Source organism: Lactococcus allomyrinae, assembly GCF_003627095.1.
GTDB classification, from domain to species: domain Bacteria; phylum Bacillota; class Bacilli; order Lactobacillales; family Streptococcaceae; genus Lactococcus; species Lactococcus allomyrinae.
Genome location: NZ_CP032627.1, coordinates 980671 through 994336, shown reverse-complemented (window position 1 = coordinate 994336; position 13666 = coordinate 980671). Strand labels below are relative to the sequence as shown.

The window sequence follows — 13666 nt, the reverse complement described above, 5'->3', positions numbered from 1 at the left end:
AGTGATTGACATATAATAAATATTTGTGCCATAATTGAGATATGACAAATCTGAAATTAGCTATACAACAACTTGCCTCAGACCTAAACATTCAAAAAATCGGCTTTACAACAGCTGATAATTTTGAATATCTTAGGAAATCTCTTGTAGAGCAAAAAGAAGCAGGACACACAAGTGGTTTTGAACATCAAAATCTTGAGGAACGTTTGCATCCTAGACTTGCAGTTGAGGATGCTAAAACTATTATTTCTATTGGTATCGCTTATCCTAATAGGGCTGAAGAGAAACCTGAGAAAACTGAATATAGACGAGGTCAATTTTCACGAGGTTCTTGGGGGAAGATTATCATTTTGTTTTGCAACGCAAACTCAAATTCTTAGCTGAAGGGATTGAAAAACTTGCAGGTGAGTTTCATTATAAAGCGATGGTTGATACAGGAGCACTCGTTGATGTTGCAGTTGCAGCTAGAGCAGGACTCGGCTTTATCGGGAAAAATGGTTTATTGATTAACAAGGAATTTGGTTCATGGATGTTTTTAGGTGAGCTTGTCACCAATCTTGAAATTACTCCTGACCATCCTGTTGATTATGGTTGTGGTGACTGTACGCGTTGTGTAGATTTTTGTCCAACCTCAGCGCTTCTTGGTGACGGTAGACTTAATGCTTCTCGTTGTTTGAGCTTTCAGACACAAGCTAAAGGGAAAATGCCAGAAGAATTTCGTGAAAAAATTAAAACTGTTATCTATGGTTGTGATATTTGCCAAGTTGTTTGTCCCTATAATAAAGGGATTAACAGCCATTTTCATCCAGAAATGGAACCAGACCCTGAGCTCACTAATCCCGAGCTTCTGCCCTTACTTGATCTTTCTAATAAACAGTTTATCAATAAATTTGGTTCAATGGCGGGTTCTTGGCGGGGGAAAAATCCTTTGCAACGTAATGCTATTTACGCCTTAGCAAATAGCAATGATAAAACAGCTCTTCCCAAGCTCCAAGAAATTAAGAAGAATGATGTTCGAGATTATATGGTTGATGCTGCTGAATGGGCAATCGAACGCTTGGAAAATGGTAAAACACGAATTCGTCCTCGGAAATAAGGGAGCTAGAGTTGGCTCTTTTTATTTCCGAACATTTATCTATCATCAATACATATTTACGCAATATTTACAAACAATCAATATCAATCATGATAAAATTAAAAATGGAGAGCGTGGATGAAAAGACATAAAATAGCACTTATAGATATAGGTTCAAATAGCGTTAGATTGGTTATCCATGATATTCAAAAAGAATATACTTATAAAGAAATTCAAGACATAAAGATGCCAATTCGCCTTTATCAGTATTTGGATGAATATGGTAATCTCTCGCAAATAGGAATAGATGAGTTAATCAAAACTTTGAGAATATTTGAAGATATTATCAAGCTTTATCGTCCTAAAAAAACAATAGCAACTGCTACAGCTGTCATAAGGCAAGCAAGGAATTCTTCGGATGTTCTTAAAGAGCTAGAACAACGTTCAAACTTTAAAATTAGACTTTTATCGGAAAAAGAAGAGGCGGCTTATGGGCAATATGCGGTAAGTCATTTAACCACTTTTGAAGAAGCATATACGGTAGATATGGGTGGCGGCTCTACAGAAGTCACTTATTATAGAGGTAACGAACTTATACATTCACATAGTTTTCCATTTGGAGTAGTTCGGTTGATGGAGATGTTTTTTCAAGGTAAGGAACCAGGTGATTTGGAGGCGATGGCAGCGTGTGAGCGCTATGTTAAGTTGCAATTTAAGACACAGGATTGGATTCATGCTCGCAATGTTCCTATTGTAGCGATGGGCGGCTCAAGTCGTAATATGGCTTCAGTTCATCAACGGATGGTGAATTATCCGATTACAGGTCTACATGGATACTCAATGACCGTTGAAAATATAAAGAGTACGAAGTTTTTCTTGGCTGCTAAATCTTTAAAACAACTTCGGGATTTAGATGGTCTTTCACGTGACCGAGCAGATATTATTATTCCCGCAACAATAACGTTCCAAGCTTTAACAGAAACGACTTCTGCGGAGCGAATGTATTTTGTCAAAGAAGGATTACGTGAAGGGTTACTCATTAATATGATTAATGCAGAGGTGCCTGAAACCTATCCAGTGTCAGGAATCCGTAAAACATCAATAGCGCGTTTACTTGTTAATTATGGGATTGATCCAGAGAATGCAAAGCAACGCTTGAAACGTGTACGGCTTTTTCAGGATTTGATGATTCGAGCAGGTCTTGTGATACCCTCTGAGCAGTTAAATGATTATTTATATTATGCTTCAATGCTTTATTTGGCAGGGTCTTATATTGAAGCTGATGACAGTTCAATGCACACTTTTTATCTACTAGCAAATAGTAATATTTCTGGTTTTAAACATCGAGATAGAATTATTATTGCACTTCTTGCTTCTTATAAGAACAAGTCTTTGTTTAACCAGTACCTTACGCCCTTTCATGATTGGTTTGAGGATTCGGAGATTGAATTAATCTTAAAAGCGGGAAACCTTGTCCGCTTTTGTGATGCGTTAAATGTAATCCCAATGAATAAAATAGAGAAAGCGGAGCTACTTAAAGAAGGAGCAAAGTACAGACTTCGGATAAAATGGAGTCTTACGCCTTATGGTGAACTTTCACGTGCGGAACGACAGAAGAAAAAGATAGAATATATTTTAGGAAAAAAAGTAATTTTAGATTTTTATAATTAGGGGTAAATTAGAATGGGTGAGGAAATAAAATATTTTCATAGAGATTTAAGCTGGCTTTTGTTTAATCGTCGTGTGATTGAAAAAAGTTATGATGAGGATTACCCCATTTTAGAGCAGCTAAAATTTTTGGCGATTGCTTCTAATAACTTAGATGAGTTTTTTATGGTCAGAGTGCCTGCTATACAATCTAACGCGCGTCTTAGAAGTGAAGCACATAAACAAGTTGCTGGAACAGGAATGAATCATGAAGAAATATTAGAAGAGTTAAATCGGAGAAATCAAAAAAATCTTGATTTGCAATATCTTAGGTTTCAGGAACTTCTTGAGCATTTAAAAGAGAAGAAGGTTTATTTCAAACGTTATGATGACTTAAATGAAGTAGAGCGTGCACTTGCTGACAATTATTTTGAGCGAATAGTTTTACCAGCTTTAACACCAATTGGTTTAGATTCTTATCATGCAACACCAAAGATAGAAAATCAATTAATTCATCTCTTTTTGCATTTACAAAAGGAAGGAAAAGAAGATACACGAGTGATATTGCCTTTACCTGTGCAGCTTAATCGTTTGGTTGCTTTGGCGGGAACAGAAACTTTCATTAATTTAGAGGAAGTCATTCAAGGGAATTTTGATAAGATATTTTTGGGGTGGCAACTAAAACGTTATTTCACGTTTAGAGTGACCTTAGATCAGAATCCTGACTTTGAGGAAGATCCAGATGATGATATTATTGAACAGATTGAAGATTATCTGGTAGAGAGAAGACGTGGATTACCATCACGAATTGAAATTTCTATTCGTGATGGTAACTTTGATGAATTTAAACATGACTTAGAAAAATTTGAGCATGAACTTTGTTTGAAAAAAAGAGATTTTTATTTTATTAAAGGTCCATTAGATCTGACAATACTTTTTGGATTTATTTCACAAGTAAAAGTACAACATTCGGAATGGCTATTTAGTCCATTTGTTCCCAATCAGTCAGACGATTGGTCAGAAAGCAATATTTTCTCTACAATTGATTCGGGAGATATTTTGCTTCATCATCCTTATGATTCTTATCTACCCGTGCTTAATTTCTTATCTGCAGCTGCTAAAAGTCCAGATACTATTGCGATTAAGCAAACATTGTACCGCGTTGCCGAGGATTCGCGTGTTATTGAGGCATTGTGTGCTGCAAGTAAGGCTGGCAAACAGGTTACAGCAGTTGTAGAATTAAAGGCAAGATTTGATGAAGAAAATAATCTGAAGTGGGTAAAAGTACTTGAAGAGGCAGGTGTTTATGTCATTTATGGGGTGCCGGATTTAAAAACACATTCAAAAGCTTTACTTGTTGTAAAGAAAGTTGGTGAGGGAACGAAATCTTATGTTCACCTCGGAACGGGAAACTATAATGAGAGCACTTCAAAAATGTATACAGATATTAGTTTGCTGTCTGCCAATCCCGCCTATGGTCGTGATTTAGTGAGTTTCTTTAATTTTGTTGCGGGCTATTCTGAATTACCAAATTATGAGCGAATTGTCGTTTCTCCTTTTGGTATCAGTATGATGATTATGAAAAAGATTGACGAACAAATTGGGCGACAAATGACACGTCAGGATGGTTATATTTTTCTGAAGGTTAATGCAATTACGAGTAAGCTTATTATTGATAAACTTTATGAGGCTTCGCAAAAAGGAGTAAAAATTCAACTTATCGTTCGTGGTGCTTGTGTTTTGAAAGTGGGAAATAAAGGACAGAGTGAAACAATAGAGGTAAGGTCAATTGTTGGAAGATTTTTAGAGCATAGTCGAATTTATGCTTTTGGGAGCGGAAAACATCAGGAGATATGGATTTCGTCGGCTGATACGATGACACGCAATATGGATAATCGTATCGAGATTGCAGCACGTTTGTATGACAAGCAAGTCGTAAATCAAGCGCGTGAAATTATCCAAGCATTTACCAAGTATGATAAGAAAACTTTCTTTTTGAATTCAGATGAACTTTATCAAACTCACTTGATTCATAGCGAGTTGAGTCCTCAAACGTATTTTGTAAAAGAAGCGGAGAAATGTTTAGTCGAAGTACAAGAAGAAGTGTATGCGACAAAGAGAGTAAGTTTTTTTAAACGATTATTTAATCGAAGATAGCATTTTTCTTGACAGAAATGTTAATTTGTCTAAAAATGTGATAAAATAAAGGTTATGGAACTATCTGAAATTAGAAATTTACTAGAAGGATACAATGAGAAAATAGAGGATTTTAGAAGCTCATTGGATCTTGAACGCCTCGAAGAAGAAATAGCTCTTTTAGACAATGATATGGCACAGCCAGATTTTTGGAATGACCAAGTGGCTGCGCAAAAAGTAATTGATGAGTCAAATGGTCTAAAGGCAAAATATGATAACTTCATGGCGATGAATAGCATGCTCGAAGAAGCTCAGATGATGCTGGAGATGCTACAAGAAGAAGCTGATGAAGAAATGCAAGTCGAGCTTGAAGAACTGACGATAGCATTAGGTCAAAAAATAGAGTCTTATGAGTTAGAAATCATGTTGAATCAACCCTATGACCATATGAATGCTGTACTTGAAATTCACCCAGGGTCTGGTGGAACTGAGTCACAAGACTGGGGTTCAATGTTGATGCGGATGTATACGCGCTGGGGTGAAGCACATGGTTTTAAGGTTGAAATTTTGGACTATCAAGATGGTGATGTCGCTGGTTTGAAGTCTGTAACAATTCGGTTTGTAGGTCGCAATGCATATGGATTTTTACGAGGTGAAAAAGGTGTGCATCGCTTAGTACGTATTTCTCCGTTTGATTCGGCAAATCGTCGCCATACTTCATTTACTTCAGTAGATGTTATGCCAGAATTGGATGATACTATTGAGGTAGAGGTCCGTGATGCAGATATTAAGATGGATACTTTCCGATCTGGTGGAGCTGGTGGACAAAACGTTAACAAGGTCAGCACAGGGGTACGTTTAACTCATATTCCAACAGGTATTGTCGTCCAATCTACAATGGACCGTACGCAGTATGGCAACCGAGATAAAGCAATGGCAATGTTGAAATCGAAATTGTATCAAATGGAAATGGAGAAAAAACAAGCAGAGGTTGATGAACTTCGTGGTGATCAGTCTGAGATTTCTTGGGGAAGTCAAATCCGTTCTTACGTTTTCATGCCTTATCAATTAGTCAAAGATACTCGCACAGGTTATGAAACAGGGCAAATCGCAAATGTTATGGATGGAGATATTGACGGTTTCATCAATGCATACTTGAGATGGAACTTATGAAAGTGAACAATGCTCTGTAAGTGCTGACAGAAATCTGTCAGTAACTTTTTTGTTATCAAAGTAAATTTTAGATAAAAAAAGAGCTACCAAAAGCGTTCTTTATTTGATATAATTAGAACGTCCATAGTGATTAAAATATATTTTTGTTTGTCAGTTGCTGACAGCATCGCAAGATAATCATTTTTCTTACGAGATGGTAACTAATCAATCAAATCTTATACAGGAAAGGTACTATGAGTATTATAAAACTAAGTAATGTTTCCAAGAAATATTCTAATGGGACAACAGCTTTGCGTAATATCTCTCTCGAAATTGAGCCAGGAGAATTTACCTATATTGTTGGACCCTCGGGAGCTGGGAAATCTACATTTATTAAACTTCTCTATCGTGAGTTGAAGATTGACCGAGGTTCTGGAAAAGTTGCGCAATATGATTTAGCAAAATTAAGACGTCGTGATGTACCAATGTTGCGTCGTTCTGTTGGTGTTGTATTCCAAGACTATAAACTTTTGCCTAAGAAAACAGTTTATGAAAATATCGCCTATGCGATGGAAGTTATCGGAAAACGTCCACGTGAAATCAAGAAACGTGTCAATGAAGTGCTTGACCTTGTCGGATTGAAACATAAGATTCGTTCATTTCCCAATGAACTTTCTGGTGGGGAACAACAACGTGTCGCGATTGCAAGGTCAATTGCTAATGCACCAAAAGTATTGATTGCCGATGAACCAACAGGGAACCTAGACCCTGAAAATTCTTGGGAAATCATGAATTTGCTTGAAAAAATTAATCTTCAAGGGACAACCATTTTGATGGCAACTCACAATAGCCAAATCGTTAATACATTGAAACACCGTGTTATTGCGATTGAAAACGGACGTATTGTCCGCGACCAAGAGGAAGGAGTTTACGGCTACGATGATTAGAAATTTCTTCAAGCACCTTGGTGAGTCATTAAAAAACTTAAAGCGTAATGGTTGGATGACCGTTGCAGCGGTATCATCAGTTATGATTACCCTTGTTTTAGTGGGGCTTTTCCTCTCACTGATTATGAACACGACGAAATTAGCTTCAGATATTGAAAATAATGTTCGTGTTGTAGCATATATGAAATTGGATGTTCATGACCAAGAAGCTAAGATTCAGGACCCTAAAGATAAAGGGAAAATGATTGAAAACCCTGCTCATTTAAAGGTTTACAACGCAATCAAAGAAGTACCAAATGTTAAAAAAATTACGTTCTCAAGTAAAGAAGAGCAGTTAAAACAACTTACTGCGACACTCGGTAAAACTTGGAATCTTTTCCAAGGTGATGCCAATCCATTGTATGATGCTTATATTGTTGAAGCAGATAAGCCTGCGCATGTAAAATCCGTGACAGCAGCAATATCGAAGATTTCAGGAATTGAAAAAGCAACCTACGGTGGTGCAAATACAAATCGTATTTTTGACATTGCTGGAGTAGTTCGGACTTGGGGACTTGCAGCTGCTGGACTCTTGCTATTTGTTGCTGTATTCCTGATATCGAATACGATTCGAATTACGATTATGTCGCGTCAAAGAGAAATTCAGATTATGCGTTTAGTGGGAGCTAAAAACGGCTATATTCGCTGGCCTTTCTTCTTAGAAGGAGCTTGGGTTGGATTGCTCGGGTCAATCGTACCAAGTATTTTGATTATCTGGCTTTATAGACTCGCGTTTGTGAGCTTCACACCAAGCCTTAAAACGCAAGATTTATCAATGCTTCCACCATCAACTTTTATTCCACAAATTGTTGGTATTATGGTTGTTATTGGTGTACTCATTGGGTCATTCGGAGCGCTCTTGTCAATGAGACGTTTCCTTAAAATCTAATAAAAATAAAAAACAGAAAGTCAAATGACTTATCTGTTTTTTTTGTGTCTAAAACGCATACTTAAATTATGTTATTTGCCATAATGTTGCAAAATGATTTCAAAAGAAGTATAATAAACTTGTAAAATACTGTTTTGTAAAATAGTAAAAATAGATATTTGTATAGAGTTGTAGAATAAAAAGTGTAGTGAAAGTTAATCATAATATGCTAAATAAATCAAAAAAAGATCTATTAAATATGGAATTGATTGAAGATAGATACTTTGAGGAAGGAAACTGGGGTTTGAAAATTCGACAAACTTTGGCTGTTCTTTTTTCATGGATAATATTGATTTATCCGATCTTGGTTGCAATAAATTCCTCTACTTCTAAGCCTTTTTGGGATTTTATTTTTCATTGGAGTTTTGCGGAAGGACGTGTATTTGAACACATTGTATTTTCCGTACTGCTCAAAGGTGGGCTTGGAGTTATTCTTATTAGTACAATGTTTCTTATTCATAATAATTATATGGAAGAGCACGTCTTTGCTAAGAAGAAATTATATAACGAGTTTCAGGCTGAAAATCGTACAAAAGTGTTGAATGAGATTTATACAGCACGCTTTGGGAAACAAGAATTTCGTGAAAGCATACAATATTACATCGTTGCACCAGAACAAAATCTCCCAAACCATTTGATAGAGGAGGAATTTAAGAAAAAAGGATGCTGATTTAATTTGTCAAATATATTTGGATTACTATCTTCAGTATTATTTTACTATCCAATGATTGGAGCTATTGCATGGACTGTTGGCGGTATTTTTTATCGCTTTTTTTACAAAGGAAGGCTCAAAACTTTCCAGAGAGTTGCGCCTGAAGATGAGCCAATGATTACGATTATGATTCCAGCACATAATGAAGAATTGGTCATTGAAGATACTATTGAATATCTATTTACGGAATTAGATTATCATAATTTTGAGGTTTTAGTTTGTGATGATGGTTCTACAGATTTGACACCAAATATATTGCAAAGATTGATGCTCAAATATCCCAGACTTCGTGTTGTCCGAATTACTGCAAATAAGGGAAAGGCACACGCTTTTAATATTGGTGTTTCATTTGCGAAAGGGGAATTCATTTTAAGCAATGATGCGGATATTATGCCGGAACGTGATGCACTTTGGCGGTATATGAATTATTTTGTTGGAGATAAGTTTCAAAATACTGGGGCGGTTACAGTCAATATGACGGTTCAAAATCGCTCTCTTTTAGTTGAAAAATCACAAACGGTAGAGTTTTCAAGTATTGCTGGAATTATCAAACGGACACAGATGGGGGTTTTAGGAGCAATTTATGCTTACAGTGGAGCAAATACCATGTATCGTAAGAAAGCTTTGTTTGATGTAGGGATTTTTAGGCAGGATAGAGCGACTGAAGATATCTCCATTGCTTGGGATCAACAATTTCATGGGTGGCAGGCAGTTTACACTCCGGATATTATTGCTTATATGAATGTTCCGAATACTTTTGATGCACTGTATAAACAGCGTAAAAGATGGGCTAAGGGTGGAACAGAGTCGTGGTTTACTAATTTTGGACGTATTTTTAAACATCCGTTGCATTATTTGCCTAAGGTTATCCTTCTTATTGATCAGACTCTGAGTATTGTCTGGGCATTTTACTATGTTATAGGGACGATTATTATGCTAGTACAATTTATTATTGATGTTTTAACAAATAATTATTTGGATTTGAATATTCATTTGGAACGATTTTTTATTTTTTACTCTTATGTTAGTCTTGTTGGTTTTTTTCAACTTTTTTCTTCACTTGCTTTGGAAAGCCATGAATCTAAGATGAAATATATTATTTTTTCTCCACTTTACTTGTTATGGTATTGGATTGTTGGACCTATTACAGTTATTACTAGCTTTAAAGCAGCGATTCAAGGAGTAGTTAAGGGTGAAGCGTCAGGAACATGGGTAAGCCCTGAGCGAACAAAAATGAAAAAAGATTAAAGAAGATGATAATATAAAAAACTTACTCTAGGGTAAGTTTTTTATATTATGAGGATTTTTTAGATATTGTAATCATCGTCAGACATGGCTTCGACTTCACCAAGGAGATAAGAATTACCGACTTGTGAGAAGAAATCATGGTTTGATGAAGAAGTTGAAATGCCATTCATTACTACTGGGTTGACATCTGCTGCAGTATCTGGAAATAATGGGTCTTGACCAAGATTCATCAGAGCCTTGTTTGCATTATAGCGAACAAAAGTTAAAACTTCATCAGTCCATCCAATCTTGTCGTAAAGAAGAGCAGAGTATTTTTCTTCATTTTCATAGAGTTGATAGAGGAGTTCGTACATCCACTCACGAAACTCACTTTGTTCTGCTTCTGAAAGTTCGTTAAAGCCGAGTTGGAACTTATAACCGATATAAGTTCCATGAACACTCTCGTCACGAATAATCAATTTGATAATTTCCGCTGAATTTATCATTTTGTTGTTACCTAAATAGCGTAATGGTGTATAGAAACCGGAGTAGAAGAGGCAAGTTTCGAGAAATACAGAGGCTACTTTCTTTTGGAGAGGAGTACCATTTTCGTAAATACCATTGATGATTTTGGCCTTTTTTTGCATATAAACATTTGTATCAACCCAATCGAACAGTTCTGTGATTTCTTTTTTTGTGTTTAAAGTTGAAAAAATAGTTGAGTAGGATTTTGCATGGACAGACTCCATAAATTGGATATTATTGAAACAAGCAATTTCCTGCGGTGTACGTGAGTCATGCTTGAGGACTTCGGCACCGTCTACAGACTGTAAAGTGTCTAGCAAAGTAAGTCCAGCAAAAGCTTTTGCAAATGTATCGCGTTCAATCTGAGGAAGTTTGCGCCAGTCATCTAAGTCGTTGGAAACAGGAACGCGCGTGTCCAACCAAAATTGGCTTGTCAGTTTTTCCCAAGTATATTTGTCAATAGAATCCTCAATGGAATTCCAGTCAATTGCACTGTAATAGGTAGGTACAGTAAGATTTTCAGTTTCAGACATAATGAAAATGTAAGTCCGACTTTTATGAAGTTCAAAATATATTGAAGTGATTATTTTATCTGTGGATATTAGCACATACTTGCTAAGTTAAAATGATATTTTGAAGTCCATAGTATAACCTAATGTCTAACGTTTTAGGTTACTCTTTTTCATAGGATTTTGTTTAATTGATTATAAAGATATAGCAATCACAATCACAATTACAATTAATAAAAATCAATAAGATTTTATTAGGAGAACTTGTATAAATCCTTTGAGTAGAGATGACGAACTTAGTTCCTTTCTTTTTTTTTACTGACAGAAATCTATCAGTAATTTTTATTGTCGCTTAATTTGTAAATGAGTTTCAGGGATAAGTTTTAAATGTTAATTCTGTCAGTAAAAGATTTAAGTTCTGTCAGTAAATATTTACTGACAGAACTCATTTATATGACACAACTTTCACATTGGTTTGCTCCGACTTCCTCTTCATCATCTGTGAAGGTACGAATGTAATAGATTGTTTTTATTCCCTTTTTGTAAGCATAATTTCGCAAAATACTAAGATCTCTAGTGGTCATTTTGCTTGTTGTAGATTTCCATTCATAGAGTCCTTCTGGCAATGTTGAACGCATAAAGAGTGTCAGTGACAATCCTTGGTCAACGTGTTCAGTTGCGGCAGCATAAACATCAATGACAGCACGCATATCAGTATCATAAGCAGACTTATAAAAAGGAATCGTATCCGTTGAAAGCCCAGCGGCTGGATAATAAATCTTACCGACTTTCTTTTCTTGGCGTTCTTCGATTCGATTGACAATTGGATGAATAGAAGAAGAACAGTCATTGATGTAAGAAATTGAGCCATTTGGAGCTACTGCCATACGGTAAGAATTGTATAATCCAGAAGTCATGACAGCCTCTTTTAACGCTGACCAATCTTCAAGTGAAGGAACTTTGATACCATAAAACAATGCCTGAACTTTATCACTAACCACACCAAAGAAATCATGGTTCAGATACTTATCAAAATAGCTTCCGTCAGCATAAGCCGATTTTTCAAAAGTTTTGAAAGAAGTGCCTTTTTCAACGGCAAGTTTATTTGAAGCAAGCAGTGTGTAGTAATTAATCAACATGAAATAGACACTCGTAAATTCAACAGCCTCTTTACTGTCATAATGAATATGCTGATTAGCAAGGAAACTATGCAATCCCATTGCTCCAAGTCCAATCGCGTGCATCTCATCGTTACCTTTACGAACAGTAGGAACAGTATCCAAATTTGTTGTTTCAGAAATATAGGTCAAAGCACGAACCATCGCCTCGACAGAAGTTCCAAACTCTTTACCTGAAATCATCATATTGATAATATTAGTAGAGCCTAAATTACAGGCAACATCTGTTCCCACGACTTTGTAGGTTTGATCATCATTTAAAACTGAGGCAGTTTGCACTTGGAGAATTTCAGAACAAAGATTTGACATTGAAATCACACCATCAACAGGGTTAGCCCGATTAACAGTGTCAACATTGACGATATAAGGGTAGCCAGATTCTTGTTGAAGTTTAGAAAGTTCTTGTTCAAGCTCACGAGCACTTATCGGTGTTTTACGAATTTCTGGATTTGCAACCATGTTGTTATATTCCGCAGTGATGTCAACCTCAGCGAAAGGCTTACCATAATATTTTTCGACAAAATAAGGCTCGAAAAGATACATTGTTTCACCTTTTTTGACTAATTCATAAAATTTATCAGGAACAGTTACACCTAGAGATAGCGTTTTTACACGGATTTTTTCGTCAGCATTCTCTTTTTTTGTTGAAAGAAATTCCATAATATCTGGGTGGAAGATAGAGAGATAAACAACTCCCGCACCTTGACGTTGTCCCAATTGGTTAGCATATGAGAAAGAATCTTCAAAAAGTTTCATGACAGGCACAACACCTGCTGCAACACCATCGTATCCTTTGATTGGAGCACCAGCAGCACGTAGATTTGTCAAATTAAGACCAACACCACCACCATTTTTAGAAAGTTGTAAGGCGGAATTAATCGTTCGTCCGATAGAGTTCATATCATCTGTTAATTGCAATAAGAAGCAAGAAACAAATTCTCCGCGGCGTTTGCGACCAGCATTAAGAAATGTAGGTGTAGCTGGTTGATATCTCCGGTTAATCATTGAAAAAGCGAGATTTCGTGCTAAACTTTCATCACCAGCTCCCATGTAAAGGGCATTCATCAATACACGGTCTTCAAAGTCTTCAAGATAAAGAGAACCATCATTGTTTTTCATAGCATATTGATTATAGAATTTATATGCTGCCATGAACGAATCAAAACGGAAACCAAAATCAGTCAATTCTTTTCGAAGTGTCGTAATAAATGTTGAATCATATTTTGATAAAAAATCAGATTCTAGATATTCTTCTTGGACAAGCCAGTTGAGCTTATCCGTGTAAGTTTCGGCAGTAAAGCGATTAGGCTCAACGTTTTCTTTGAAGAAAGCAGCAATCGCTTCTTTATCTTTGGCTAATGGAATCGCACCATTAACAGGAATATTGATTTCATTATTGAGTTTGAAATAAGTAACATCTTTGAGATTTTTAAGAGACATATTACTCCTTTTAATACACTAGTTTCACTTTAAAATCCAATCGAATTTTATTAGTGGTAACTGCAATTGACGTATCATGACGCCATTTTTGCGCCATGAAGTTAGAACGCAACATAAATCCGTTGTGGGTTTTTACAACGGGTTAACTATA

Annotated in this window: 9 protein-coding genes and 1 pseudogene; 8 read left to right on the top strand and 2 right to left on the bottom strand. The window is 36.1% G+C overall.

The features are described 5' to 3' along the window. The first annotated feature begins 41 nt into the window (after window positions 1-41). The 8 genes and pseudogenes from queG to D7I46_RS04700 all read left to right on the top strand — a co-directional run bounded on the left by queG (window position 42) and on the right by D7I46_RS04700 (window position 9884). A pseudogene (gene queG / locus D7I46_RS04735) lies at window positions 42-1096 on the top strand (tRNA epoxyqueuosine(34) reductase QueG). Window positions 1097-1213: 117 nt separating this feature from the next. Then, window positions 1214-2746: a Ppx/GppA family phosphatase gene (locus tag D7I46_RS04730; RefSeq protein WP_120771841.1), complete on the top strand. Its 1533-nt coding sequence runs from the start codon at window positions 1214-1216 to the stop codon at window positions 2744-2746. A gap of 12 nt (window positions 2747-2758) precedes the next feature. Continuing rightward, window positions 2759-4879, top strand: coding sequence for a polyphosphate kinase 1 (gene ppk1, locus D7I46_RS04725; RefSeq protein WP_120771840.1), 2121 nt, complete (start codon window positions 2759-2761; stop codon window positions 4877-4879). 54 nt (window positions 4880-4933) lie between these two features. Then, window positions 4934-6031, top strand: a complete 1098-nt coding sequence (prfB, locus tag D7I46_RS04720; protein ID WP_120771839.1) for a peptide chain release factor 2 — start codon at window positions 4934-4936, stop codon at window positions 6029-6031. Between the two features lie 233 nt (window positions 6032-6264). Further along, a complete protein-coding gene (gene ftsE, locus D7I46_RS04715) occupies window positions 6265-6957 on the top strand; it encodes a cell division ATP-binding protein FtsE (protein WP_120771838.1) in 693 nt (230 codons plus the stop codon). Then, the gene (gene ftsX, locus D7I46_RS04710; RefSeq protein ID WP_120771837.1) at window positions 6950-7885 is read left to right on the top strand and encodes a permease-like cell division protein FtsX; all 936 of its coding nucleotides are present in this window, start codon (window positions 6950-6952) and stop codon (window positions 7883-7885) included. The genes ftsE and ftsX overlap by 8 nt, the downstream gene beginning before the upstream one ends. Before the next feature lie 187 nt (window positions 7886-8072). After that, complete coding sequence (locus tag D7I46_RS04705; protein WP_162930834.1) at window positions 8073-8594, top strand: hypothetical protein; 522 nt, start codon at window positions 8073-8075, stop codon at window positions 8592-8594. Between the two features lie 54 nt (window positions 8595-8648). Next, a complete protein-coding gene (locus tag D7I46_RS04700) occupies window positions 8649-9884 on the top strand; it encodes a glycosyltransferase family 2 protein (RefSeq protein ID WP_120773293.1) in 1236 nt (411 codons plus the stop codon). Window positions 9885-9943: 59 nt separating this feature from the next. Here D7I46_RS04700 and nrdF read toward each other — a convergent pair whose 3' ends face one another. Together nrdF and nrdE are read right to left on the bottom strand one after the other, a co-directional pair. Further along, the gene (gene nrdF, locus D7I46_RS04695) at window positions 9944-10921 is read right to left on the bottom strand and encodes a class 1b ribonucleoside-diphosphate reductase subunit beta (RefSeq protein ID WP_120771835.1); all 978 of its coding nucleotides are present in this window, start codon (window positions 10919-10921) and stop codon (window positions 9944-9946) included. A gap of 425 nt (window positions 10922-11346) precedes the next feature. Continuing rightward, the gene (gene nrdE / locus D7I46_RS04690; protein ID WP_120771834.1) at window positions 11347-13515 is read right to left on the bottom strand and encodes a class 1b ribonucleoside-diphosphate reductase subunit alpha; all 2169 of its coding nucleotides are present in this window, start codon (window positions 13513-13515) and stop codon (window positions 11347-11349) included. Between the last annotated feature and the right edge of the window lie 151 nt (window positions 13516-13666).